Source organism: Candidatus Kryptobacter tengchongensis, assembly GCF_001458555.1.
Classification (GTDB): Bacteria; Bacteroidota; Ignavibacteria; order Kryptoniales; family Kryptoniaceae; genus Kryptonium; species Kryptonium tengchongense.
In genome coordinates, this window is the sequence record NZ_CZVH01000019.1 from 1 (window position 1) to 25015 (window position 25015).

The 25015-nt window shown below is 35.9% G+C and carries 23 protein-coding genes and 1 tRNA gene; 12 read left to right on the forward strand and 12 right to left on the reverse strand.

Translation table 11 applies throughout. The features are described from left to right. The 12 genes from AT685_RS01295 to AT685_RS01350 form a co-directional block, all read right to left on the reverse strand. On the reverse strand, window positions 1-565 hold a 565-nt coding region (locus AT685_RS01295; protein WP_200741650.1), incomplete at its 3' end, for an ATP-grasp domain-containing protein. A gap of 19 nt (window positions 566-584) precedes the next feature. Continuing rightward, window positions 585-1235, reverse strand: a complete 651-nt coding sequence (locus tag AT685_RS01300) for a hypothetical protein (RefSeq protein WP_072151228.1) — start codon at window positions 1233-1235, stop codon at window positions 585-587. Window positions 1236-1252: 17 nt separating this feature from the next. After that, on the reverse strand, window positions 1253-2806 hold the full coding sequence (pruA, locus tag AT685_RS01305) for an L-glutamate gamma-semialdehyde dehydrogenase (RefSeq protein WP_072151229.1): 1554 nt from the start codon (window positions 2804-2806) through the stop codon (window positions 1253-1255). Between the two features lie 115 nt (window positions 2807-2921). Next, a complete protein-coding gene (locus AT685_RS01310; protein ID WP_072150813.1) occupies window positions 2922-4394 on the reverse strand; it encodes a sodium:solute symporter in 1473 nt (490 codons plus the stop codon). Window positions 4395-4399: 5 nt separating this feature from the next. Further along, on the reverse strand, window positions 4400-4747 hold the full coding sequence (locus AT685_RS01315; RefSeq protein ID WP_072150814.1) for an STAS domain-containing protein: 348 nt from the start codon (window positions 4745-4747) through the stop codon (window positions 4400-4402). Window positions 4748-4762: 15 nt separating this feature from the next. Continuing rightward, the gene (locus tag AT685_RS01320; protein WP_072150815.1) at window positions 4763-5287 is read right to left on the reverse strand and encodes a DUF6913 domain-containing protein; all 525 of its coding nucleotides are present in this window, start codon (window positions 5285-5287) and stop codon (window positions 4763-4765) included. 11 nt (window positions 5288-5298) lie between these two features. After that, window positions 5299-5907: a hypothetical protein gene (locus AT685_RS01325; protein WP_072212946.1), complete on the reverse strand. Its 609-nt coding sequence runs from the start codon at window positions 5905-5907 to the stop codon at window positions 5299-5301. 14 nt (window positions 5908-5921) lie between these two features. Next, a complete protein-coding gene (gene ligA / locus AT685_RS01330) occupies window positions 5922-7925 on the reverse strand; it encodes an NAD-dependent DNA ligase LigA (RefSeq protein ID WP_072150817.1) in 2004 nt (667 codons plus the stop codon). 35 nt (window positions 7926-7960) lie between these two features. Then, the gene (locus AT685_RS01335; protein WP_072151231.1) at window positions 7961-8704 is read right to left on the reverse strand and encodes a helix-turn-helix domain-containing protein; all 744 of its coding nucleotides are present in this window, start codon (window positions 8702-8704) and stop codon (window positions 7961-7963) included. 96 nt (window positions 8705-8800) lie between these two features. Then, window positions 8801-8878, reverse strand: a tRNA-Val gene (locus tag AT685_RS01340). A 68-nt stretch (window positions 8879-8946) separates the two neighbouring features. Next, window positions 8947-10470: a glycosyltransferase family 2 protein gene (locus tag AT685_RS01345; protein WP_072151232.1), complete on the reverse strand. Its 1524-nt coding sequence runs from the start codon at window positions 10468-10470 to the stop codon at window positions 8947-8949. Then, the gene (locus AT685_RS01350) at window positions 10439-14761 is read right to left on the reverse strand and encodes a glycoside hydrolase family 99-like domain-containing protein (RefSeq protein WP_072151233.1); all 4323 of its coding nucleotides are present in this window, start codon (window positions 14759-14761) and stop codon (window positions 10439-10441) included. Before AT685_RS01350 ends, AT685_RS01345 begins: the two co-directional genes overlap by 32 nt. A 163-nt stretch (window positions 14762-14924) precedes the next feature. On the opposite strand from AT685_RS01350, the gene AT685_RS01355 reads away from it, so the two are divergent. From AT685_RS01355 to AT685_RS01410, 12 genes are all read left to right on the forward strand, one after another. After that, entirely contained in the window at window positions 14925-15767 is an 843-nt protein-coding gene (locus tag AT685_RS01355) for a flagellin (RefSeq protein WP_072151234.1), read from the forward strand. 112 nt (window positions 15768-15879) lie between these two features. Next, window positions 15880-16173, forward strand: a complete 294-nt coding sequence (locus tag AT685_RS01360) for a flagellar export chaperone FliS (RefSeq protein ID WP_072151235.1) — start codon at window positions 15880-15882, stop codon at window positions 16171-16173. Between the two features lie 9 nt (window positions 16174-16182). After that, window positions 16183-17616 (forward strand): flagellar filament capping protein FliD, encoded by a 1434-nt coding sequence (gene fliD, locus AT685_RS01365; RefSeq protein WP_072151236.1) that lies wholly within the window; start codon window positions 16183-16185, stop codon window positions 17614-17616. Further along, complete coding sequence (locus tag AT685_RS01370) at window positions 17613-17957, forward strand: flagellar protein FlaG (RefSeq protein ID WP_072151237.1); 345 nt, start codon at window positions 17613-17615, stop codon at window positions 17955-17957. The genes fliD and AT685_RS01370 overlap by 4 nt, the downstream gene beginning before the upstream one ends. Beyond that, window positions 17944-18309 (forward strand): hypothetical protein, encoded by a 366-nt coding sequence (locus tag AT685_RS01375; RefSeq protein WP_072151238.1) that lies wholly within the window; start codon window positions 17944-17946, stop codon window positions 18307-18309. The genes AT685_RS01370 and AT685_RS01375 overlap by 14 nt, the downstream gene beginning before the upstream one ends. 3 nt (window positions 18310-18312) lie before the next feature. After that, window positions 18313-18561, forward strand: coding sequence for a flagellar biosynthesis anti-sigma factor FlgM (locus tag AT685_RS01380; RefSeq protein ID WP_072150763.1), 249 nt, complete (start codon window positions 18313-18315; stop codon window positions 18559-18561). A 244-nt stretch (window positions 18562-18805) separates the two neighbouring features. Further along, window positions 18806-19918 (forward strand): alanine racemase, encoded by a 1113-nt coding sequence (gene alr / locus AT685_RS01385; RefSeq protein WP_072151239.1) that lies wholly within the window; start codon window positions 18806-18808, stop codon window positions 19916-19918. A gap of 19 nt (window positions 19919-19937) precedes the next feature. Continuing rightward, window positions 19938-21032 (forward strand): mannose-1-phosphate guanylyltransferase, encoded by a 1095-nt coding sequence (locus AT685_RS01390; protein WP_072150845.1) that lies wholly within the window; start codon window positions 19938-19940, stop codon window positions 21030-21032. Then, window positions 21029-21448, forward strand: coding sequence for a septal ring lytic transglycosylase RlpA family protein (locus AT685_RS08525; protein ID WP_072150844.1), 420 nt, complete (start codon window positions 21029-21031; stop codon window positions 21446-21448). Before AT685_RS01390 ends, AT685_RS08525 begins: the two co-directional genes overlap by 4 nt. 81 nt (window positions 21449-21529) lie before the next feature. Continuing rightward, window positions 21530-22468 (forward strand): S66 peptidase family protein, encoded by a 939-nt coding sequence (locus tag AT685_RS01400; RefSeq protein ID WP_072150843.1) that lies wholly within the window; start codon window positions 21530-21532, stop codon window positions 22466-22468. After that, on the forward strand, window positions 22449-24287 hold the full coding sequence (locus AT685_RS01405) for a hypothetical protein (protein WP_072151240.1): 1839 nt from the start codon (window positions 22449-22451) through the stop codon (window positions 24285-24287). The genes AT685_RS01400 and AT685_RS01405 overlap by 20 nt, the downstream gene beginning before the upstream one ends. Continuing rightward, window positions 24284-24718, forward strand: a complete 435-nt coding sequence (locus tag AT685_RS01410; RefSeq protein ID WP_072150841.1) for an ATP-binding protein — start codon at window positions 24284-24286, stop codon at window positions 24716-24718. Before AT685_RS01405 ends, AT685_RS01410 begins: the two co-directional genes overlap by 4 nt. Window positions 24719-25015: the final 297 nt, after the last annotated feature.

Below are 25015 nucleotides of genomic sequence, written 5' to 3' on the forward strand. Positions count from 1 at the left end.
CATATGCTTTGTAAAGTGCAAGAAGGAACTTGACAGCATTTTTAAATGCTTCACCCTCAAGTCCAAGTCCAAAGGCAAGACGTCTTGCTTGATAAGGCATAAATCCAACTTTAGGGTCAACATATTCCTTTAAAATTTTTTCAGGGCTTTCTGCTGCAATTTGTTCAATTTCAACACCACCTTCGCTTGAAACCATGACAACATTTCTTGATGTGCTTCTGTCAAGCGTTATCCCAACATAAAGCTCTTTTTGAATGCTCAAGCCTTGCTCAACGAGAACTTTTTTAACTATTTTTCCTTCAGGTCCAGTTTGATATGTGACAAGCTTTGCGCCGAGCATATTTTTTGCGTATTCATAAACTTCATCATAACTTCTTGCAAGTTTTATTCCTCCAGCTTTGCCCCTTCCACCTGCGTGAATTTGAGCTTTGACTACCCACACATCTCCACCGATTTCCTTTGCTACTTTAACGGCTTCTTCAGGTGTGAAAGCAACACGACCTTTGGGTACAGCGACGCCAAATTTTTTCAAAATTTCTTTCGCTTGATATTCGTGTATTTTCATTTTGTGTGCTTTATTTGTTTTAGTGAATTCCAAACCACTTTTTAACTATCTCCGCAACTACGGGATTCATAAGAGTTAAAGCGATAATAACGAGAACTATTAAAAGATTCAGCTTAAGGTTTAATCTCTCAATTTCCGATTTTAACTCCGCCCTTGTAGTTTGTAATTCAGCCCTTACAATTTCAATTTTCTTTTCAAGCTCAATTCTTGTGTTTTCAATTTTTCCTTCAAGTTCGGTTCTCACTGCTTCAATTTTGCTTTCAAGTTCGGTTCTTACCTTTTCAATTTTGCTTTCAAGCTCGGTTTTTACCTTTTCAATTTTTCCTTCAAGTTCAGTTCTCACTGCTTCAATTTTGCTTTCAAGTTCAGTTCTTACTTTTTCAATTTTGCTTTCAAGCTCGGTTTTTACCTTTTCAATTTTGCTTTCAAGCTCGGCTCTTACTGTTTCAATTTTCCCTTCAAGTTCAACCCTTGAAAGCATAATATCCGCCTTGCTTGCAAGCTCTTTTGTTAACTCATCTTTGAGTTCAAGTTTTTTCTCAATCCCTATCGTTTCAGCTTTTTGTCTCATTTCTGTGATAAAGTCTTCTATCATCTTCGTTATTTCAACAGCTTCATCCCTTCCAAATTTTCTTTCAAGTTTCTCATACAAACTAAATGGAATGCTCATAAAATGCCCTCCGGAAACTATTTAATTTTTTCAGATATCGCCTTACCTTGCAGGAATAGCAACAGATAGTCAGGTCCACCGGCTTTTGAATCTGTTCCGCTCATATTGAAACCACCAAATGGATGCACGCCAACTATTGCGCCCGTGCATTTGCGATTAATATAAAGATTTCCAACATGGAAAAGTTTTTTCGCTTTCTCAATCTTCTTTCTATTTTTTGTATAAACAGATCCAGTTAAACCGTATTCTGTATCATTTGCAATTTCAATGGCATGATCAAAATCCTTTGCTTTTATAACAGCAAGAACCGGACCAAAAATTTCTTCTTGGGCAATTCTCGCTTTTGGATCAACATCGGCGAAAATTGTCGGTTTAATATAATAACCTTCATCTTGCCGAACTGCTTCCCCACCTGTTAATAGCTTTCCTTCAGATTTTCCAATCTCAATGTAGGAGAGAATTTTTTGTTGAGCTGCAGCATTTATTACGGGTCCAACAGGATAATTATCTTTTGCAGGTCCAATTTCAAGTTTTTCTGTTTCAGAAATAAGTTTCTCAATGAATTTATCATAAACGCTTTCAACTACGATCGCTCTTGAACAAGCTGAACATTTTTGACCTTGATAACCAAATGCTGAAACCACAACTCCTTTAGCAGCTGCGTCAAGATCTGCTTCATCATCAACGACTATAGCGTCCTTTCCGCCCATTTCAGCAATTACACGCTTAAGCCATTTTTGCCCAGGTTGAACTTTTGATGCAAGTTCATAAATATGAATTCCAACTTCTTTTGAGCCTGTAAAGGCGACAAATCTTGTCTTTGGATGTGCAACTAACGTATCGCCAACGCTTGAGCCCGGTCCTGTGATGAAGTTTAAAACTCCATCTGGGAGACCAGCTTCTTTCATCAATTCGTAAAATTTTGCCCCTATAACTGGTGAATCACTTGAAGGTTTTAACACAACTGTATTCCCAGTTACGAGAGCTCCAACTGTCATTCCAAGTAAAATGGCGAGTGGGAAATTCCATGGTGGTATCACAGCTCCAGCCCCGAGCGGAATATAAACCATCTCATTTTTTTCCCCTGGATATTTTACCACAGGAGCTCCCTTTGCGTAATGAAGCATCCATCTGCTGTAATATTCAAGGTAATCAATCGCTTCTGCCACATCAGCATCTGCTTCAGCCCAGTTCTTGCCAACCTCAAAAACTTGCCATGCAGCAAATTCAAATTTTCTCCTTCTCAATATCTGTGCAGCTTTTAACATAATTTTAACTCTATATTCTGGCTTTGTCATGCTCCACTCTTTGAAGGCTTCATTTGCTACTTCAATTGCCCTGTTTGCAAGCTCTGCGTCTCCTTTTTGGAGAACCCCAACAACTTGATCTTTTTTAGACGGATTATAGGAATAAAATTTTTCTTTTGTCTTGATTTTTTCTCCGCCAATTATGATATCGTATTCTCTCCCGAGTTCGCTCTCAACTTTTGCGAGAGCTTTTTCCATTTTTTTCCTATTTTCGGGTTTGGAAAAATCAGTAAACGGCTCATTTTTAAAACGTGGCAGTTGCATTTTTCCCTCCTTTTTATTTTTGCTTTGTCAATCTATTTTAGTTGACTTTTTCAATCTTATTGAATCATCACCTCGGTTAATTTTTAATAAATTTAAAAATTTAAACTCTCAAAATTCAACCTTTCTGCATTTCTTTCAGTGCTTGGAATATATTCCCGGTGATTATTGTTGTTCCAGCTCCTATAAGCGTGTGCCATGTCCAAGCTATTTTTGTGTTTAAAATAACATAAACCATGACAACAATCCCAGAGATAAATCCAACGAGTGCACTTGTTTCATCAATTTTTTTGAACAAAACTCCAAGAAGAAATGTCCCAAGCAATCCACCGTATGTAAATGATGCAATGCTTAAGGCAAGTTCAACAACTGTTTTTTCTGTTTTCATGAAAAAAATCGCTGATCCAACGAGAAGAAACGCCCATATTGCTGTTATGATCCTTGAAACGATCAACTCTTTTCTTTCATCCGTATTTTTCCCGAAATATGGTTTATAAATATCAATCATTGCAGAAGAAGCAAGTGAACTCATTGAGCCCGCAAGAGTTGACATAGCAGCTGCAAAAAGCCCAGCAATTATTAATCCCGAAATCCCAGAAGGCATATATTTCACTATAAAATCAGCGAAGACCTCATTTGGATTCATGTTTTCACCGTTATAAAAAGTGTAAAGCATCAACCCGATGAATAAAAACATGAAAAATTGAAACGCAACTATAAAACCTGTGGTAATTAACGCCTTTTGACTGTTTTTTAATGAGTTAGTTGTAAGAAGTCGTTGAACTATGAGTTGATCAGCCCCATGAGAAGCCATTGAAAGAAATGCACCACCTATTAAGCTCGCAAATAAAGTATATGGTTGAGAGAAGAACTCTTTCAATGGTTTATCAAAACCCCAGTTTATGATTTTAAATTTATCCACTGAAAAATTTAACACATGCAAGATTCCACCGTCAATTTTACCTGCCAGAACAACAATAGCTGCGATAGCTCCACCTATATAAATGAACATCTGCACAACATCCATCCATATAACTGCTCTAACGCCTCCGATGAATGTGTAAAGAAAGGTAACGAGGGAAACTATGGCAATTGAACTTACATAGATTTGAGCATCTGACCAATTGGCGAATTGTTCTGAATTTTTCAGAATTATAGCAAGCGGTATTGCTGTTGTGAAAAGCCTTACACCATCAGCAGCAAGTCGTGTTAGCATAAATACAATAGAGGCAAAGTTTCTCACCTTTCGCCCGAACCTTAAGCCGAGGAATTGATACGCAGTTGCAAGCTCACCCCGATAATAAGCAGGTAAAAGAAGAAAACTCACAATAATTCTGCCAAGAATATAGCCAAATGTAAGCTGAAGGAAATTTAGATTTGTTGCATATGCAACCCCGGGTATGCTTAAAAATGTTAATGCGCTTGTTTCCGTTGCTACAACGGCAAAACAAACAGCAAGCCATGGCACTTGCCTTGCACCAAGAAAATAATCAACCGTGCTTCTTTGTTTTCCCCCGGAAATTATTCCAAAAATAAGGACACCGAAAAGGTAAAGAACTATGATTAACCAATCAATTAAACCGAAGTTCATGAGGTTTACTTTTTTGTTTTTGAGAAGATGGCTTCTTCAACTGTGGGGTAAATCTGGAAAAGTGAGTCAAGTTTAACGATTTTTAATAAATTTAAAACCTTATCTCCAACACCAACGAGAATTGTCTCCCCATTGTTCTCCCTCATTCTCCTCTCACAAAGTAAAAGTGAACTCAGACCAGAACTATCACAATATTCAACTTGAGACAGGTCAATTATCAATCTTCTCACACCGCTTTGGCATAGAGCGAGAAACTCTGCTTTCAGTTCTGGCGAGATCGTCATATCAAGTTTTTTTTCTCGGAGTTTAAAGACTATTGTATCTTTGGATGGTTTTGATATTTCAAAGTTCATAAAGCAAAATTTTTGTTAAAATATGCTTAACGAACCAATCATACCTGAATAAGCTGATTTTAAATCTGTATTCCTGCTTATCGCAAGTTGAAAGTTATAGAACAAATCGGCATTGTCTCGTTTGAAACCAATTTTAACTCCAGCGTTAAGCTCCTGACAAAGCCATGCGTTGAAAAGGTCAAAATTAAAACTCATATCAATTGCAATGTCATATCTGAATAGAACGATCTTTTTAATAAAATTTTTCTTCGGAAGACCAAAAATTGAAATGCTATCCTCTGTGACCTCAATGAAGCGATATTTCTTAATTGTGAAGTATTCTTTAAAATCCGATGTGGCTATAACCGTTATGTTGTATCTTCCTGGGATGTTCTTTAACATCTCATAAGCAATCATGAATTGCTCTTTTTCTCTTGGCATTATCACGGCTATATATCTTGCCCTTTGGAATGCCTGCGTGAAATTAACAATTTTTTTCCCTCTGACACCGCTTCTTAATTTTGCAAAAGCGATTATAATTTTTTGAAACAGATTCTTCATTTATGAATTCATCATTTTGATCTTCTTCCTCGTATAAATGCCTGGCGAATATACTCTTTGTCATAGAAGTAATATGAGAGTCCAAGCTTTAAAGCAATGAACCCATCTTTATCTTTTGTGGATGGATTTCCATCAAGGTCACCTCTTGTAGTAAGGTTATATGAAGCTGAGAAGTCAATGGATATGAAATGTTTTACATACATATTTAGCCCGAGACCAAATCCAGCTGTCGGTGTATTCCTGCCCATATAATCGCTTTTATTGGGTTGATAATGAATTATTCCACCGGAGACGAAAAAGTAAGGATCAGATTTACTTCTTGGGACAATGTGGAACTCACCTTGCAATTCACCAGCTATCACTGTGCTCCAGTTTTTTACATTTGTATTTTTATCTCTAAATCCAACCCATCCTCCGGAGAATTTTCCAGCAATTGATAAGAAATCAAAAACGCCCAATCTCACCTTTGCATTTCCGATTGGTTGAACATCTGGCTTTGATTGACCTTGAAAAATTGAAACACCAACATCAGCGCCAAAACCAAATTTTCCAGGCAAAGTTTGAGAGAACAAAAAATTACTCACTACCCCAACTAAAACTAAAAATAAAGTTTTACGCATTTTTCCCTCCATTTTTATTTAATGAGTTCAAGGAATTCTTCCTCAGTTATTATCTTAACTCCAAGTTGCCTTGCTTTGTCGTATTTTGAACCGGGATTTTCACCAACGACGACATAATCAGTTTTTTTGCTCACGCTGTTGCTCACTTTTCCCCCGAGTTCCTCAACTTTCTCCTTTGCCTCTTCACGAGTAAAGTTTTTCAATGTCCCTGTGAAGACAAATGTTTTTCCGGCGAGTTTTTTCTTTGCTTTTTCCTCCGGTTTAATTTCAAAATTTAATCCAGCGGTTCTTAATTTTTCTATCAATTCAAGGTTTCTCTGGTCGTGGAAGAATTTATAGACGCTCTCAGCTATCCTTGGTCCAATGCCATAAACTGATTCTATCTGCGATGGCGTTGCCTTCATAAGTTTATCAATTGAGCCGAAAGCATCTGCAAGAAGTTTCGCAGTTTCAGAGCCAACATACCTTATACCAAGTGCGTAAAGAACGCGATGAAACGGTTGTTTTTTGCTATTCTCAATTGAGTTTAACAAATTTTGAACGCTTTTTTCACCGAAACCTTCAATCTTTACAAGTTTTGGTTTATGTTTGTGAAGTTCGTAAATATCGGCATAGTTTTTCAAGAAGCCAAGTGTAACAAGTTTATCAACGATTGCTTCACCAAGCCCTTCTATATCCATTGCCCCTCTTGAGGCGAAATGTTCAATTCTTGCTCTTACTTGTGCTGGACATTCTGGATTTTCGCAGTAGTAATTTGCCTCCCCAGCAGGTCTTTCAATGGGTCCTCCACAAACGGGACATGTTTTAGGAAACTCAAATGGAACTGCTTCAGGTGGACGCTTTTCAAGAACAACGCCAACTATTTTCGGAATTACCTCGCCGCTTCGCTCAACTATTACGGTATCACCAACTCTTATATCTTTTTCTTTGATATAATCCTCATTGTGAAGAGTTGCTCTCGTTATAATTACACCGCCAAGTGGAACAGGTTGGAGTTCAGCAACTGGGGTTATTGTTCCAACCCTTCCAACTTGTAAGGTAATTCCAAGGAGTTTTGTCTGTGCTTGCCTTGGTGTGAACTTAAAGGCAATCGCCCACCTTGGGCTTTTTGCAATTGCCCCGAGGATTTCCTGCTGGCGAATTGAATCAACTTTGACAACAATCCCGTCAATTTCATAAGGCAATTCATCTCTATGATCTTCCCAATATCTCCAGAAATCAATCACCTCATCTATGTTTTCGCAAAGTTTGATGTGTTCACAAACAGGGAAACCAAGGCGTTTCAGTATTTGCAAATTTTCATAGTGACTTTCAAGTTCAACATCTTCAGCCAGGAGATAATATGCGAAGAATCTCAATGGTCTCTGCGCGACAAGCTTTGGGTCTTGAAGCTTCAAAGTTCCAGCGGTTGCATTTCTTGGGTTTGCAAAAATTCTTTCTCCAAGGCGTTCCCTTTCTTCATTTAATTTTTCAAAATCGGTTTTGTTCATATAAACCTCACCACGAACCTCAATGTTTAAGAACTTTTCATCAGGGTTTATTAATCTCAAAGGGATTGAACGAATTGTTTTTATATTGTTTGTTATATCATCTCCTTGAACCCCATCACCACGTGTTGCCCCGAGGACAAGAATCCCGTTTTCATATTTTAATCTCACAGCAACACCATCAAATTTTAACTCAGCGACATATTTATATTTTTCCCCCTCAAGAAGTTCAGCAACTCTTCTATCAAAATCTTTTATCTCTTCAATTGTGAAAGCGTTATTTAGACTTAACATTGGGCTTGGATGTGTAACGGTTGGAAACTCCTTTGTCGGTTGCCCACCAACTCTTTGCGTTGGCGAATCGGGAGTGACAAGCTCTGGATACTGCTTTTCAAGCTCAATCAATTCTCTCATTAACATGTCATATTCAAAATCAGAAATTATAGGTTCTGCGAGAACATAATATCTGTAATCATGCTCTCTTATTTCTTTCCTCAACTGTTCAATCCTCTCAATAATTTTCGGATCAATCTGCCTCATAGTTCGGTGATTCAAATTTTTTTAATTTACCTTTGAATTGAAGCAGATTTAAGTTTTTCTCTGTCAATAACATAATTTCTCACGACTGCTCCCTTTTTCCCAACCGGTTCAAGTTCATATCCATTGAGTATAAATTTTATTCCACCGGCATTTCCAATCGTGAAATTAAAATTATTCTTAGCTTTTAAAGTTAAACTTGAATTCGGTGGCATAAGGAATTCCTTAACCTGAGCACTATCAATTATAACATTAAACCATACAGAATCGGTTGAAATTATTCTCAAATCAAGGCTATCAATTTCAGATGTTGTTTGTTTTATGTTATTTTGGACTTGCCCAATTTTTGAAATTTCTTCAACTGCTGTTTCAAAACTTTTTTTCTCAATGGGTTTCTTTTCTTCTTTATCAACCCCGACGAAGATAAAAACGACAACAAGTATCAAAACAAATGCACCGATTATCCAGAGAACATTTTCGGAGAGAAAGGAAGAGAAATCAAACTGGATTCGGGCACTTTCTTTTTTTTCAGTTACAGGTTTAAGCGAGGCGATTTCGTTTTCAAACTCTTTTATAACTTCATTTGGATTTAGACCCACAACCCTTGCATAACTTCTAATAAAAGCTCTAACATACGGCTCAGGAGCGAAATCATAAACCCCATTTTCAATTTTTTCAAGAAATTTTTCGCTTATCCTTGTTTTTTTTGAGATGTCTTTAAGGGTTAAATTCCGACCCTCACGCGCTTGTCTCAGGATCTCAGCAACACTCATCTTGTTCCATTTTAGTTTTCAAAATAATTTAATAAAATTAATCCTTTAATCAAACTCGCTGGAAAAACATATTCGGGAAGGGGTTAAGAAGGGAATTGGTGGGCGCTGCAGGATTCGAACCTGCGACCTCTACCGTGTGAAGGTAGCGCTCTTGACCAACTGAGCTAAGCGCCCAAGCTTTGTGATATTAATTTAATAAACCCACATTGAAAAACGCAAATCCCCGCCACTAATTTCGTTTTCTAACTTGGGATGGTTAATTTGTGGGCAATTGAATTTATCCTTGCCTTTATCAACTCATCCGTTGGGTTATGTTTAAGCATCAGCTCGTAGCATGAAAGAGCATTTTGAAACTCACCTGCACCAAGATATAAAAGCGCAAGAAGCTTGATCGCATCATAAAAAAAGCGTGAATCCTCGCGAGTCCCAAACCATTTCAGAACATCAATCGCCTCATTAAACTTACTTAATCCAGCAAGACATACCCCAAGGTTATATCTTATCTCATCATCATCTTTGAATTGAAGCGCCAGTTTCAAATTGTTAACAGCCATCTCCAGATCTCCCTCAACCTGTGAAATACCTGAGAGAACTTTGAAAATATAAAAAGATGGTTTTACCCCCGAGATATATCTTATAAGTTGAATGGCATTTTTGTTTCCGTTTTTATATTCTTCAACGAGAAAATCAATAAATTCTGTGTAAAGTTGTTCGCTTGATATAAATTTGAGAAGATGTTCTTTCACTTTATTAAGATTTCCCTCTTTAAAGTAGCAGATTCCCAGTTTAAAGTTGATTTCTTCTGGCTCAAAAAGGTTTTCAAATGCGATGTCAAGTGTTTTACCTCTTAAAACAGAATGTAGGTTTTTTAGCGCTTTTTCAAAAAAGTTTTTCGCAAGTGTAAAGTTTGATTTTCTCATATAAACAAGCCCAGCCTGATAATATGAACTTACTTGAACTGGGGCAAGTTTTGAGGATTTAACAAAATATTCAAGCGCTTGCGAAATGTTTCCTATTTGTATCTCGTATCTTCCAAGTATGTTGTATATTTGCGCCCGAAGAGAATCGCCAAGATTTGAGATTTCTTTAGGTATTGAGATCGCTTTTTCCAAAAATTTAATCCCTTCCTCTTTTTCTTGCATTAAAATTTTTGTTATGCCGATATGATAGCAGGTATATGCGTCGTTTGGATTTTCTTGAAATTCTTCAAGCAAAATTTGAAGATTTCGTTCATATTTTTTTCGCATAGTTTCATCATCTTGAGCATACCCAAGGTGTGTAATTGTTATATCTGTTTTCGCGAATTTCCCGCCAACTTTTAAAATTGAAGGTGAAATTTGTTCGTGAATTTTTCTCTCAAATTTAACTCCGCTCTTCTTTCTGAATAATCTCGGGTATTCTGCTATGGAGGTTTTCCCATCTTTATCTGTATTCAAAATCCTAACATATAAACCGTCAAAGCTTAGATTGAGGTATTTTCTAATTTTTTCTTTTTGTCCTGGGTTTAATCTTTCATCAGCGTCAAGCACAAGGATCCAATCACCAGTTGCATGCTTTATTGATTCATTTCTCGCAATGGAAAAGTCATTTTTCCATTCAAGGAAGAAGACTTTTGCACCATAAGAGCGAGCAATTTCAACTGTTTTATCCGTTGAACCAGTGTCAACGAGTATTATTTCATCAACGACATCTTTTACGCTTTCAAGACATCCGGGGAGAAAACTTTCTTCGTTTTTAACGATCATACAGAGTGAAAGTCTCGGCATTTTGGTTTTTCTCGTTTGTTGTCAATGGGATAAAAATTTCGTTATGTTTAGGTTTCTTTTTCCCGAGAAAAATTTCAGTTGGGGGTGCTCCCCATTTTTCAACGAAGATTTTTTCATTTTGTTTAAGAATATGGATATATTTTTCCCTTCCATTTGCATTAAAGCTTTTTGAGCCAAAATGATGTATGAAAACATCTTTGGCAATTGCTATTTTAAATCCTGCGAGGACTGTTCTAAGACAGAAATCATCATCCTCAAAGTTTCCTGGTGAAAATCTCTCATCAAAGCCTCCAATTATTTCAATCACTTTTCGTTTTATAAGCATGCATAACCCTGCAACTCTTGGAAATATAAGCTTTTGTCCTTTGTTTTTTTGATATAAGTCCTCCGAAAATTTTAAAAGTGAAATTTCATCTACTTTTTCTCCTTTCAGGTAAAATTTTTCAGCACCATCAAGTTTTTGCAAGCCACTAACATAATTGCTCATCGGAGCCACTATGCCAATTGTGGGATCATCAATAGTGTGAGCGATTAAGCGTTCAATCCATTTATCTGTAACTATGACATCATTATTTAAAACAACAATATATTCCCCCCTTGATAAAGCAATCCCTTGATTTACAGCTTTTGGAAATCCATAATTTTGTGGATTAGTTATGACCTTAACAACTTCACCAATAGTTGCGCTAAGCGATGACAAATAATCTTTTGTTTCATCTGTTGATGCATTGTCAACAACGATGATTTCATACGATACATTTGTAAATTTTTGAATGCTCTCAATTGCAAGCTTTGTGTGCTTAACTTGATTGAAAACAGGGATGATTATTGAAACAAGAGGAAGGTAATTTCGTTTTGCGTTGTTTAGCTGAATTATTCTAAATTTAGCTCTTTCATTTTTAGGGTCTACCTCAAGAACTTTTTTATAGAAAAATTCAGCGTTTTGACCGTCGCCCAATTCTAAGCAAATGTCCGCTATATTTAGAAGTGTTTCAACATCATCAGGCATTATTTTTAAAATCTCGCGATAGGATGAGAGCGCTTGCTCAAGTTCCCCTCTCTCAATAAATATATCAGCAAGGTTTTTCCAAGCTGTTATGTTATTTCTATCATGGTAAGTTGATTCTTTAAGATGGGAAATCGCTGAGTTAATATCATTGGAATTATATTTCAATATCGCAATATCGTTGTGGATTTGTGAGAGAAGAGATTGAAGTAAGTTGAGATTCCGAATTCCTGTCTTAGCTTCATTATCTTTCCCTAACCAATTTAATACCCTGATATTGTGATAAGCCCTTGAAATTTCTTTTATCGCATATCTTAGAGCGAGATAAAAATATCTTTCTGAAAGAATTAAGTTATTTTCAGAATACATCGTCCTTGCAAATTGAAGCAAAGACTCAGTTGTAAATTCAGATTCAGCATCAAGTGAGAAAAATTTTCTGCCTTTCCAATTTTTGGGTCTATTGTCATCATACACTGCTCTTTTTATAGCTTCAAGATAACTATGTCCGAACTTCAAATCTGGTTCAAGATAGTTGCCCTCGCCCCATTCGTTCCATGCGTTTATGAAAACAATTCTATGCTCTGGTTTTCTATTTTGAATTCTCTCTATCTCAACCCTTAACCATTTCTCAAATATTTCAGGTGATGGATTTGTCAGAATAAAAGGTTTAAATCGTTTCCTTCTTGCAGTGTTGTCCCATCCTGGGGTAACGCATGCGAATACATTATTTGATTGCTTCATAAACTCTTCGTTTACATCCGACATTAAATTGACAGTCTCAGTGTAATCAAATATAAAGCTAATTTTATCTAGCGAAAGCCCTTTTTTAATTACTTGGAAATTTATAATAATACTAAAGAATGGCTGAAATATGAGCTCACCATCAAATCCAGTTCCTCTCCAATTTGATACGTTATCTGCTGAACATTTTATTGAAATTAAAAATAAATCAAACCCATTATCTTTCGCAAGTCGCCTCCAAAGCTTAATCATATCTTTAAGATCAGGAATCTGCCCCGGACGATATATCAAGAAAGCCGGTTTACCCTCAATTTTAAAATATCTTTCATCTTTAAAAAATTTAAGCAACCAGTTAAAATGTTCAACATGATCCATTATCCCGCCGTAGGTTTGCTTCATGATGATTTCGTTATCAAGTCCATCCCATCTTCTCGTCCAGTTTTCGTTTGCCCAAGCGAGGCAGAATGGGAAATCAGGTTTACCTGATTCTAAAATTTCAATCAATGGTCTTTCAAGTAATAATTTTCCATTGAACCAGTAATGCCAGTAACAAAATGCGTCTATTCCATATTCTCTTGCAAGCTCTGCTTGCATTTCTCTTGTTTCAGGAACTCTCAAGTCATAAAATCCAGTATCAGCTGGAATGCGAGGTTGATAATGCCCTGGGAAAAGAGGTTTTGATGTTGCTACCATCCTCCATTCGGTAAACCCCTTTCCCCACCACTTGTCATTCTCTGGAATTGGATGAAATTGTGGGAGGAAAAAGGCAATAACCTTTGCCCTTTTTTCTTTCTTTACTTCATCAAATTCCGTTTCAATTTCTACATTCTTATCTACTTTCACACCCCCTTCTTCAAAATTGCTTATAAATTCATCAACTGCATTTATAACTTCCCCAACAGGGATTCCTGATGCGGGTCCGAAATCATTATATATTAATTTTACATTTGCTCCATTTGCGTAATCTCCAGTAAATGGCATGTATCTTTTGAAATTTCGGTAATGTCCAAGTAATACTACTCCAGGTGTCTCAACAGCATTTGCAATATGAGCTGGTCCGCTATCAACACCTATAAATAGCAATGAGCGACGGATAACCTCAGCTGTTTCAAGTATTGTTGTTTTGCCACATAAGTTTATAAAATCATTGAAGTTATATTTTTGAAGTATAGACTCAGTTCCAACTTCTACTATAGAGAGCTTATGTTTTTTTAAAATATGCTCTGCAAGTTTAACCCAATTTTTATCAATCCAATCTCTTGATTTCTCATTTGAAGAGCAATGAAAGACAATATATTTCAGAGGCAAGTTTAATGAATCAACTTTATCTTTTGCTTGTTTAGTTATATACACCCTTGGTTTTCCATCAATAGATGGCAACCCAGCCGAGCGAGAGAAAGCGGAAAGTAAACTGCCAAGAAAATAATAATTTTCCGCCGTCACTATAACTTTCCCATTGATGTTATTAAGTGGGATATCGCAAGTAGGGCAGATTCTACCGTGAATGTGAAGGTCAACCACTTTGTCAAAAATACTACTCCTTTTAAGTTCAATCCATTCGGTTAAGCAATTTACAACAAGGGTTTCATCTATATATGGATTAGGGTTAATCAATTCTTCATATTCCTCTCTGACACACCAAGTAATATGTGCATCAGGATATTTTGCTCTTAAATATCGTGAAACTGGCTCACATGCGATGATATCTCCCATATGTTCAACCAAACCAATTCCATTTTTTAATGGCTTAATTGAATTTTTAAATGAGGATTTATAATCTGTAGGCTTTAACTCTATATCATCTACATTTATTTTACGCTTTGCTATTACAATCATATCCTCTCTTATAATTCCTGGCAGAATTTCAATGATATCAAGCCCAGCTCTGTCAAAGAGTAAATATATATTTTGCTCATTGAAGAGAAATAGGTGTTCTTCAGGTTTAAAATGGAGCCATTTTTCCCCCTCACCCTTATAATTTGGTGTTTGAAAGATACAAATTCCATCCTCATTTAAAATTTTTGCAACATGTTTTAACGCTTTGAGTGGGTCTGTGAAATGTTCAAGGACATCAAAACCAGCAACAACATCAAATTTTTCAATCGGTAGATCAACATCAGGAAATAAACCCGGGATAATTTCTTTAAGATTAAACTTGTTTTTGGCAAATTCACATGTTTTTTTATCTACTTCAATGCCCACAACATTTTTGACTCCATTTTCTTTGCAGAAGTATAGAAATCCCCCGTGAGCACAGCCAATTTCTAATAATGATTCTGTGTTTCGTTTAAATATTTTAAGAATTTTAAACCAAATTGGAATTCTATCCCTGAAATCTACTTCGGCTCTTTCTTGGATAGATGGATAACCAAATTTATTTGTCACATAATCGTTCCAATATCCATCAAAGGTATAGAAATTTTCAAGTTTTTGCCTTGATGGAATATCTTTTACGATAAAAGTTTTGCAATTTTGACACTCGTAATATGAAGGGTGAGCACATGGTTTTAAAATTCCTCCGCACCAGCATCTGCGAGATTTCATATTTTTATCTCTTTTTTCTTTTTTATCGGAATATTTTTTTCAAGTCTTTAATGCTGAAATTAAAGTAATTTGCGATGTCATCCGATAAATAGATGTGAAAAAACACCAAGGCAAGGATGCCTTGGGAAATTTAAAACAAACAAAAACAAGGAGGTTATTAGCCATGGCATTCTCACAGGGAACACGCATCAACACCAACATCGCAGCGATGAACGCTTATAATGCTCTTAACGACATCAATCGTGAGCTCGGCGTTCATCAACTCCGCCTTGCGACAGGCAAAAAAATCAATTCTGTTTCCGATGACCCTTCTGGTTACACGATTGCCAAGAAATTACAAGCAAGAAGTCGTGGGCTTGCTCAGGCAATCAACAATGTCGGTGATGCCAAAAATGTTCTCTCAATAGCGGAAGGCGGATTGCAAAAGATCAACGATTTGCTTGTCTCAATTAAAGAGCAAGTGACAAGGGCTGTAAACGGTGGTTTAAGCAATGATGAATTGCAGGCAATCGCGACGCAGATCAATGATTATATGAGTGAGATTGATGATATTGTTAGACAAACTAAGTTCAACGGCATGCAATTGCTTAATGGTGCTGGCGGTGGTGCTTGGGTTACTGGAAGAGCCTTCCAAATTGGTAGCGATAGCGGTGATACGCTTACAGTTAAATTTGATATAACTGTTGATAGCACGCTTATTAAATCTTCAGCAGTTGTAACAAGCGATTTGACAAGTTCGTTTATCACAACAGTTGATAACGCTATCAGAACAGTAACCCAACAGTTGCAATATGTTGGTTCACTTGTCAATCGTCTTGATGTGAAAGAGGCGAATTTGATTGTTTCAATGACAAACACGGAAGCAGCAGCAAGCAGAATCTTTGATGCCGATATTGCCAAAGAACAAGTTGAGGTCGCCAAACTTTTGATACTCCAGCAAACAGCAACCGCTCAACTTGCTCAAGATAACGCTGCTCCACAAGGAGTGCTTGCATTGTTTAGATAATCAATGGAGATGATGACGCTGGGACGATAGACACTTAACCTCGGGGGTTGCCACACTTGGCAACCCCCATCATGTTTAAAAATAGCACAACAAATATAAACTTTTAAGCAAAATGCAAGAGAAATACATAGAGAATGAAATTCTAAACCTTTCACCCGTTGAACTCATTCTAAAAATTTACGATGTTGCCATCATAAGCTGTAAAAGAAAAGACGCAGAAAGAGCGAATAAAGCAATAACTGAACTTATTGCCTCGCTTAACTTTGATTATAAAGAAATTGCTTTGAGTTTATTTAAACTTTACCACTACTGTCAATATGAGATAAGGCGTGGGAATTTTGATAATGCGGTTGAGATTTTGAAAGAACTTCGTGATGCTTGGGCAAAGGCTTTCAACTTAAAATAGGAGGTAAAAATGTCTTTTTATCTTAACGCAAGTAGTGTCATTAATCCGATTGATAACTTGATACAGATGTTTAAACAGGCGGAAGGCAATAAACTTATTAAGCCAGTTGAAACGCAGAAAAATTTAATTCAAACGAAAAATTCAACATTTCTTGAGTTGAAAACAAAGTTAAACTCGCTTTTTTTAGCGGTAAAAGATTTATCAATCGTAGGGGCAAACTCAAAATTTCAGGTTAAAACTGCCGATATCTCAGATCAAACAGTTTTATCAGTCAGCGTTGAATCATCTGCAACTCCTGCAAATCATACAGTTTTTGTTCAACGACTTGCCAAAGAAGAAACAGTCATCTCTTCAAAGTTTTCAAGCGATGGAATGGAAATTTTGACAACAGAAGGAACTGGAACGAAAACAATAAGACTTACAATAAATGGCACTTCAACCGATTTAAACATCTCAATTTCAAGTGGAGATACAAATAAAACAATTTTAAATAAAATTGCCACCGCTATAAATTCTTCAACTTCTGACGCAAGTGCAAGCGTTATAAATGATACAAGTTCAACCACACGGCTTGTTATAAAAAGCAAGAACACGGGGAGTCAGTATGCTATTACTCTTTCTGACATTTCTGGAACTTTGCTCGCAAATATCGGGCTTGATTCAAATGTGGTTTCAAATAGAATTTCCTCAACGGATACATCGGGTGGATATCTCTATAGTGATGTTAACTTGCTTGATGCGGAAATTATCGTTGATGGGATAACAATAGTTCGGAGTTCAAATAAAATAAATGATGCCATCTCTGGCGTTGCAATTGAACTGAAAAAATCTCAAAATGCTGGAGACACTCCCGTATCAATTACAATTAAAAATGATGCGGTAAAAGTTAGGGAGGCAATTGATTCCTTTATCAAAGCCTACAACGATTTGGTTAAGTTCATAAACGATAAAACAAAAACGACATCTGATGGGGTGCGCTCTATCTTTAGCGGTGATTATACGCTCATGAGGTTGAAAACTGATTTAAGACTTAAAGTAAGCGGTCAAGTTTCAACAGGTGCTTTAAGATTTTTAAGTGACATCGGGATAAAAACAAACCAAGATGGAACACTATCAATCTCTGATGGCGCAAAACTTGACAGGTTAATTTCAACAGATGTCTCACAAGTTGAATCGCTTTTCAATTCATCTGATGGAATTGCCGTTAAATTGAAGGAGTTTATAAATCCATTTGTTCAAATCGGCGGAGTAATTGACCAGCGAGTTAATTCTGGAAAAGAACAAATAAAACAGCTTGATGAGAGGATAAAGTCTTTAAATAGCTTGATAGATCAAAGGGCGGAGGCTTTGCGAAAACAATTTGCGCAACTTCAATCTCTTTACTACGCTTTTACAAGGCAACAAACAATGATTCAGCAATTAACACAAATTCTTATGCCATGATACAAGAGATAAAAGACATATCAACGCCACAACCAGTCAATCAAAACATGGCTGAATTTAGGGAAGCGAAGACAGTCATTAATGAAAAAGGTGACAAGGAAACGAAGCGTGAGGTATCAGTTGAAGAGATTGAAAATATAATAAAAGAGTTAAATAAGTTTATTCAAATTTTCAACACGAAAGTTGCTTTTGAAATTGACGAGGAAACGAAGAAAACGATTTTGAAGATTGTTGATGTTGAAACAAACGAAATAATTCGCCAGATCCCGCCCGAAGAACTTTTAAGGATTTCAAGAAGGATAAGTGAATTACTTGGATTGATAATCAATGAAAGGATTTAGCTCAAATACTCAACTTTTGCAGTTGATTTTTGATGAGCTTCGGGAGATTTTAAAGATAACGCTTTTAATTCGTGAGATGGTTTTAAAAGAAGAATTTGAAAGGTTACCCGATTATCTTTCACAGCGTGAGCAAAAAATTGAGAGGTTGGCTGAACTTTTAAACGAACTTAAAGGAATAAAAAATGAAATTCCGAATTTCCAGCAGGTAAAGTCTGAAATTAAAACAATTTTTGATGAAGTGCTAAAGATTGAGGCTGAAAATGCCGATAATATAAGAGAAAAGATGAAAGAGATTTCGGAGGAATTAATAAAGCTCATTGAGCGCAGGAAAATTTTAAATTATTTGAGGTGAAAAATGAAAATAAATGAAATAAGTGGGAAAATACCGTTACCTGAAGAAAACAGCGGGAAAGGAGCGCAGAAGTTGGGAGATAAAAAAGATAAAATTGAAATTTCGGGCGAGGCAAAGGAACTTTATAAATTAACAAGAATTGAGAAAATTGAAGAAATAAGGAAAAGGGTTGACGCAGGCTTTTATAACTCTGATGATGTAATTGACAAGGTTGCAGAAAAGATTTACGAGCATTTGAAAATGAATAGATAATCCAGAGCCCCTTAATTACAGCACCTCCCCGCTTAACTTGGTTGCTGACCCCGAACTTTTTTGTTCGGGGTTTTTTATTTTTAACTTTTTGAAAATTTCAATTATTCCGCATATATTTTTACCAAGTTTATTCATTGAGAAGATCCAAATTGTAAGAGTTTATCCTTTATGAGGCTTTGAAATTTTAGTATAGTTTTAATTTAGGTGATTTCGGTCGTTTTCTTCTATAAAAAATTTGGAGACAATGATGCGACCGACAAGGGCGGAGATTAATCTTTCCGCATTTGAGTTTAATTTTAACCAAGTTAAAAAGCTTGTCGGTGGGGGAACAAAGATAATGGCGGTTGTCAAAGCAAATGCCTATGGACATGGGGCTGTTGAAATATCAAAATCCGCTGTTTCGCTTGGCGCTGATTATCTTGCGGTTGCAATTCCAGAAGAAGGAGTTGAATTAAGGAAAAATGGGATTAACATACCAATCCTTGTCTTCACCCCAGCATTTGAGCATCAAATGGAGCTTTTTATCAAGTATGATTTAACAGCAACGATAACCTCACTTCATGAAGCAGAGAAATTCAATTCACTATGTGAAAAATTTGGTAAGAAGGTAAAATGTCATATTAAAATTGACACGGGAATGGGAAGGATTGGCGTAAATTATAAAAGTGCATTTGAATTTGTGAGAAGAATTTATAACGAGTTTAAAAATCTTTACATTGAGGGAATTTACACACACTTTGCCACATCGGACGAAAAGGATAAAACTTTTGCTTATGATCAGTTTGAAAGATTCATTAATTTAATTAAGGAACTTAAATTTGCTGGAATTGAATTTCAATTGAAGCATTGCGCAAATTCCGGAGCAATACTTGATATGCCAGAGACATATCTTGATATGGTTAGACCCGGAATTATGCTTTACGGCTATCATCCATCGCTTGAGGTTTTGAATAAGATTGAACTTAAACCTGTTATGACTTTAAAATCAAAAGTTGCCTTTATAAAGGAAATTGAACCTGGAACAAGCATAAGTTATGGGAGAAAATTTATTGCGAGTGGGAAAACGAGGATTGTAACTATACCGATTGGATATGCGGATGGTTATAGACGCTCGCTTACAAATCTTGGAAAGGTTCAGATAAATGATAAAATTTTCCCGGTTGTTGGAACTGTGACAATGGATCAAATCATGGTAGATGTGGGGTTGAGCACAGAAATAAAGGTTGGTGATGATGTAATTTTATTCGGGAGTGGAACTTTAACCGCTTGGGAACTTGCGAAATTGCTTGGGACAATACCTTACGAGATTTGCTGTAATGTTTCAGCAAGGGTTCCAAGGATTTATTTAAGGGATTAAAAACAAAAGGGTCAAACTCATGGCATCAAAAGCATTCGCAGTGATAATGGCTGGTGGAGTTGGTTCAAGGTTTTGGCCTAAAAGCAGAGCCAGAAAACCAAAACAATTTTTAAACATTCTTTCCTCAAAATCTTTAATTGAGCAAACGATAGAGCGAATCAACCCATTGATCCCGGAGGAAAATATACTTATCGTTTCAAACAAGAATCAAACTGCGGAACTTGTCCAAGTTCTTCCAAAATTCCCAATCCAAAATATAATTCTTGAGCCACTTTCCAAAAACACAGCACCATGCATTGGTCTTGCAAGTTTGTTTATAAAAAGGCATCAACCCGATGCAGTTATGGTCGTATTGCCTTCGGATCACTTGATAACCGATGTTGAAAAATTTCTTAACACATTAAAAATTGGAATTGAATCTGCATATGAAACTATGGGATTGATAACCATAGGGATTCAACCAACTTATCCATCTACTGGATATGGTTATATTCAATTCATTGAGGACGATGAAAGTGAGATGTCAAAAAAGGGAGTTTATAAAGTGAAAACGTTTGCTGAAAAACCTGATCTTGAAACAGCCCAAAAATTCCTTGATAGCGGAGATTTTCTTTGGAACAGCGGTATGTTTATATGGAGAGTTGATGTGATACTTGACGAAATTAAAACGCATTTACCAGATATTTATGAAGAACTTATGAAAATTGATGAGGCAATTGGGAGAGATGATTTTAAAACGGTGCTTGAACAATCATATGGGAAGATGAGAGCAATTTCAATTGATTACGGAGTTATGGAGAAGACAGATCGTGCTTATGTAATAAAAGCAAGTTTTGGGTGGAGCGATGTTGGAAGTTGGGAAGAAGTTTATAACCTTGCGCCGAAGGATAAGGATGGGAATTACATTGCTTCAAATTCAGAAAATGTGATTTTAATTGATGTCAAAAATTGTTTAGTTGAAGGGAATAGAACTCTTATTGCAATGATTGGTGTTGAAGACTTGATAGTTGTGAGTACAGAAGATGCCATCCTGATTTGTAAACGTGACAGAGCCCAGGATGTCAGAAATGTTGTTAATTTTCTCAAACGAAAAAATTTAGATAAGTATTTATGAGGTCTTTAAAAATTTTAGGGATAATTTCCGCATTCGTGTTTAATTCATGCACGAGCGCTGTTCGTTATTCAACTCAGGATACATCCTTTAAAAACTCCGAAAAAGTTCAAGTCGGTGTTGCATCATACTACGGCGTGGAGTTTCACGGTAGACCCACAACAAGTGGGGAAACTTATGATATGAACGCTCTCACAGCAGCTCATCCAACTCTACCGATAGGAACACTTGTTAAGGTTACAAACCTTGCAAATAATAAAAGTGTAATCGTGCGGATAAATGACAGAGGTCCTTTCAAAAAGAATAGAATTATTGATGTTTCGTATGAGGCAGCTAAACAACTTGGTTTTATAAACGATGGTACAGCTCTTGTGAAAATTGAAGTCATAGAATTACCAAAGGACGGTCAAGATAAATAAATTTTTAACATTGCAAGGCAGGACGATACCATAATCTCTTCGCTTATTAATAACTTTCTAAACAAAATTTTCAAAGTTAACTTGAGAAGATTAAAACCACCAGCTTTAAGGAAAGGAGATGTAATTGGAATCATTTCCCCGGCAAGTTCGCCAGATGATTTTTCAAGGATAGATAAAGGTATAGCATATCTTGAAAGTTTAGGTTATAGAGTAAAACCAGGTAAGTACATTTATGGGCGAAGTGGTTATCTTTCGGCTGGGGACGATGAAAGGGCAAGGGATTTGAATGAGATGTTTTTGGATCCGCAAGTTCGTGCGATAATTTGTGTAAGAGGTGGCTACGGCACGCCGAGAATACTTGATAAGGTTAATTACATTGCTATAAGAAAAAACCCTAAAATTTTCGTCGGCTACAGCGATATAACAGCGCTTCAATTTGCCATCTTTAAAAAAACTGGCTTGATAACTTTCTCTGGTCCGATGCTCGCAGTTGATATTTATTCAAATTTTGATGCTTACGCTGAGGAATTTTTCTGGCGGATTTTGACATCAAAATCAAGCAAAATTGAGATAAAAAATCCAATTGATCAAGATATCCAAGTTTTAAATCACGGGAAAGCTGCAGGAACATTGCTCGGTGGAAACCTTTCTTTGATTGCGTCAATAATTGGAACTAAATTTCAACCGGATTTTAACAATTCAATTCTTGTGATTGAAGATATCGGTGAAGAACCATATAGAATTGACAGGTATCTTTCGCAATTGAAAAATTCTGGAATACTTAACAAAATTAAAGGCTGTATACTTGGGCAATTTACAGATTGTGTCGCAAAGGAACCTGAAAAAAGTCTAACACTTGAGCAAATCTTTCAGGATTATTTTAAAAATCTTGGAATCCCTATCCTGTCCAATTTAAGTTATGGACACATTCCTCAGAAAATCACTCTGCCAATTGGAGCAAGAATAAAAATTGATACAAAGAGAAAAACAATAACAATAGTTGAAAAGGTTCTTTCTTAAAATAATAACTTTTACATTTTTCACATCGTCTTTATCATCGCAAAACTTTCTTCAATTTAAAATCACCCGTGAACTATCAAACTTTTACTGGAATGGGCTATTTAATTTTCACATCTTAAAGAATTCGTTTGATCTTTACATTTATGAAAAGTTTTCAGAGATGGTGATAAAAACTGATAGAAAATTTATACGAGATGACAACGATTTTAAATTTGGCTTTTACAAATATATCTCCCAACGGTTTAAAGCTGCATTTTTGTTTAACTCAATTTCATTCGTTGATGATAAACTCGCTGGTTTAAGCAGGGCATCATCAAGCGAACTTTTATCTGGTGTAAAGTTTCAAGCATCTTCAAAATTTGGCTTTCACTTTCTTGGTGGATACAAAATTGATTATCAGATGGGTCAGAGGGACAAGGGTTGGGTTTACAAAATTTCTTCCGATACATCTGATTTTATTTTTTCAGACTACCATTTTAAGGCAAATCTAAACCATTATGAGGACTTTATAAATCCAAGAAAAAATGTCTTGTCTGCGTTGAATTTAACAATATGGCGAATGTTTACACCTAATGTTGAGAGTAAAGTTGAATTTCTTGCCAAACATGTGAGGCGTGATTTTTATTTTTACGCTGATACGAATTTGCGAAAAATTTATAACATTAATTTTAACATTGAAGGAAGAGATGAAAAAACGATGTCTGGATCTATGTCTTTGGGTTATCCATTGCTGGACAGGTTAATTTTAAATTTAAATTTTGTTTTGAGCAACAGAAACATAGGGAAAATTATACGATATAAAACATCCTCACTTTACGATTCAAAGATTAGTGAATTTACCCTGAACGCAGGCGCTGGATTATCTTATGAAACGGAAAGGTTAAAGACGAGGTTTGAAATCGGCTATTCGGAGCGAAATGAGATTCATTCCCCGCAAAAGCATGAGCTTACAACCGAAACCTTATTTTTAAGAATAAAACAAAACGAAGAGCAGAAGAACAATAAGAGTTTAAGAAGGATCATAAATGGAGAAATTTCGTTTGATATCTCAAAAAGATTAACAGTTGGAAGTATGTTTTACGTTTCCCTTTTTAGATATGATACGCCAAGCAATCTTAACGATGACGATAGAGATGAATTGCTTCAAATTGTTAGAATTTTTTTTAAGTTGAAAGTTTCAAATGAAGTTCAAATGGAGATCCCACTTGACCTTAACAGTCAGCATCTTATTTATATTTTTGCGACAAGAAGTATTAATAATAACTGGAACAGGATAATAAAACTTTCTCCTTCGGTTATTTTTGAAAGCGGATATTTGAAAAACAGGGCGAGTTTTTCCGTGCTTGCAAATTATACGGTTTATGATTTTGAGTCGGTTGCCTCAACAGTTAAAAGTTATGTTTTTAGACAGTTTTATCTTAACGATTCAATTTCTTTTCCAATTTTTGGAAAGTTAAGTTTTGATGGAAATTTGCAGATTATTTTTTCCGAAAGCGGAAGGTTGAAGTGGAAAGAATTTAAAGAGAAACCAACCATCTTTATAAGGACGAACGAATATAACTTCAAATTAAATTACTCGTTAAACAAAAGTGCAAAATTTTCCATTGGGTATCGCTTTTTTGATGAGAGAAGATTTAGATTTATTGAACTTAACAAAGTTCCAGATTCAAGGATAATCGCATCGGGTCCTGTATCTGTAATAGAGATTACGAATGAAAAATTTAGGTTAAATTTTGATGGTTGGATTGAAAGATTAAAATTTGGTGAAAAGACAAGCGATGTGCCAAATTTGAATATAAATTTAAACATTAATTTATGAAAAAAAACCGTCCAAAATTTGAATCCGCTGATTTTCCATCGGATGTTTCATCGTTCAAGAAGTTTGAAAAATTTCTTTATGAGTTGAGAGGCAAATATAAAATTTCGGATGAGGATTTTTATAGGCTTTATCTTGCTTCAAGTGAAGCGTTTATAAATGCCATCGTTCACGGAAATAAACTTGAACCAAGTAAAAAGGTAAAAGTTAGGTTCAAGTCTTTTAAAAAAAGTTTTGAGATTGAGGTACAAGATGAGGGTGAAGGTTTTGAGCCTGAATCTATCCCGGATCCGACCGTTAATGAGAACCTGTTGAAGGAATCGGGGAGGGGAATTTATATCATCAAAGCTTTTTCCGATGTGGTAAAATTTCACAAAACCAGAAATGGCATGAAAGTCAGAATAAAAATAAAAAAGCGACCGAGCGCCCTCTAAAAAGGGTCGCCCGATCGCCAACGGAGGTGCTACGGCGGGCGTTGAAATCTTAAAGAACGAGCAAATCAAGAAAAGGTGCTCAAATCAAGGTACTTTTAGAGGTGCTCATTTAGGTGCGTCTTCATATAAAAGAAACGCAAATATTGTGCCAAAAAATTTTTAAAATTTTACCAAGATTTCAATAAATTTTTAAATAGATTTTGTTTGTCAAAAGTCATAATTTGGGACAAAAAGTGGCAAATTTAAACAATGCTTACAAACTACCACACCTTAAAATGTTTGATTCAAAAGCTTAAA

What these genes read in the sequence shown, in the direction of transcription:
- AT685_RS01300 (WP_072151228.1), bottom strand. Translation starts at nt 1,235, where the DNA reads ATGAGCATTCCATTTAGTTTGTATGAGAAACTTGAAAGAAAATTTGGA.
- pruA (WP_072151229.1), bottom strand. Translation starts at nt 2,806, where the DNA reads ATGCAACTGCCACGTTTTAAAAATGAGCCGTTTACTGATTTTTCCAAA.
- AT685_RS01310 (WP_072150813.1), bottom strand. Translation starts at nt 4,394, where the DNA reads ATGAACTTCGGTTTAATTGATTGGTTAATCATAGTTCTTTACCTTTTC.
- AT685_RS01315 (WP_072150814.1), bottom strand. Translation starts at nt 4,747, where the DNA reads ATGAACTTTGAAATATCAAAACCATCCAAAGATACAATAGTCTTTAAA.
- AT685_RS01320 (WP_072150815.1), bottom strand. Translation starts at nt 5,287, where the DNA reads ATGAAGAATCTGTTTCAAAAAATTATAATCGCTTTTGCAAAATTAAGA.
- AT685_RS01325 (WP_072212946.1), bottom strand. Translation starts at nt 5,907, where the DNA reads ATGCGTAAAACTTTATTTTTAGTTTTAGTTGGGGTAGTGAGTAATTTT.
- AT685_RS01335 (WP_072151231.1), bottom strand. Translation starts at nt 8,704, where the DNA reads ATGAGTGTTGCTGAGATCCTGAGACAAGCGCGTGAGGGTCGGAATTTA.
- AT685_RS01345 (WP_072151232.1), bottom strand. Translation starts at nt 10,470, where the DNA reads ATGCCGAGACTTTCACTCTGTATGATCGTTAAAAACGAAGAAAGTTTT.
- AT685_RS01350 (WP_072151233.1), bottom strand. Translation starts at nt 14,761, where the DNA reads ATGAAATCTCGCAGATGCTGGTGCGGAGGAATTTTAAAACCATGTGCT.
- AT685_RS01355 (WP_072151234.1), top strand. Translation starts at nt 14,925, where the DNA reads ATGGCATTCTCACAGGGAACACGCATCAACACCAACATCGCAGCGATG.
- AT685_RS01360 (WP_072151235.1), top strand. Translation starts at nt 15,880, where the DNA reads ATGCAAGAGAAATACATAGAGAATGAAATTCTAAACCTTTCACCCGTT.
- fliD (WP_072151236.1), top strand. Translation starts at nt 16,183, where the DNA reads ATGTCTTTTTATCTTAACGCAAGTAGTGTCATTAATCCGATTGATAAC.
- AT685_RS01370 (WP_072151237.1), top strand. Translation starts at nt 17,613, where the DNA reads ATGATACAAGAGATAAAAGACATATCAACGCCACAACCAGTCAATCAA.
- AT685_RS01375 (WP_072151238.1), top strand. Translation starts at nt 17,944, where the DNA reads ATGAAAGGATTTAGCTCAAATACTCAACTTTTGCAGTTGATTTTTGAT.
- AT685_RS01380 (WP_072150763.1), top strand. Translation starts at nt 18,313, where the DNA reads ATGAAAATAAATGAAATAAGTGGGAAAATACCGTTACCTGAAGAAAAC.
- alr (WP_072151239.1), top strand. Translation starts at nt 18,806, where the DNA reads ATGATGCGACCGACAAGGGCGGAGATTAATCTTTCCGCATTTGAGTTT.
- AT685_RS01390 (WP_072150845.1), top strand. Translation starts at nt 19,938, where the DNA reads ATGGCATCAAAAGCATTCGCAGTGATAATGGCTGGTGGAGTTGGTTCA.
- AT685_RS08525 (WP_072150844.1), top strand. Translation starts at nt 21,029, where the DNA reads ATGAGGTCTTTAAAAATTTTAGGGATAATTTCCGCATTCGTGTTTAAT.
- AT685_RS01410 (WP_072150841.1), top strand. Translation starts at nt 24,284, where the DNA reads ATGAAAAAAAACCGTCCAAAATTTGAATCCGCTGATTTTCCATCGGAT.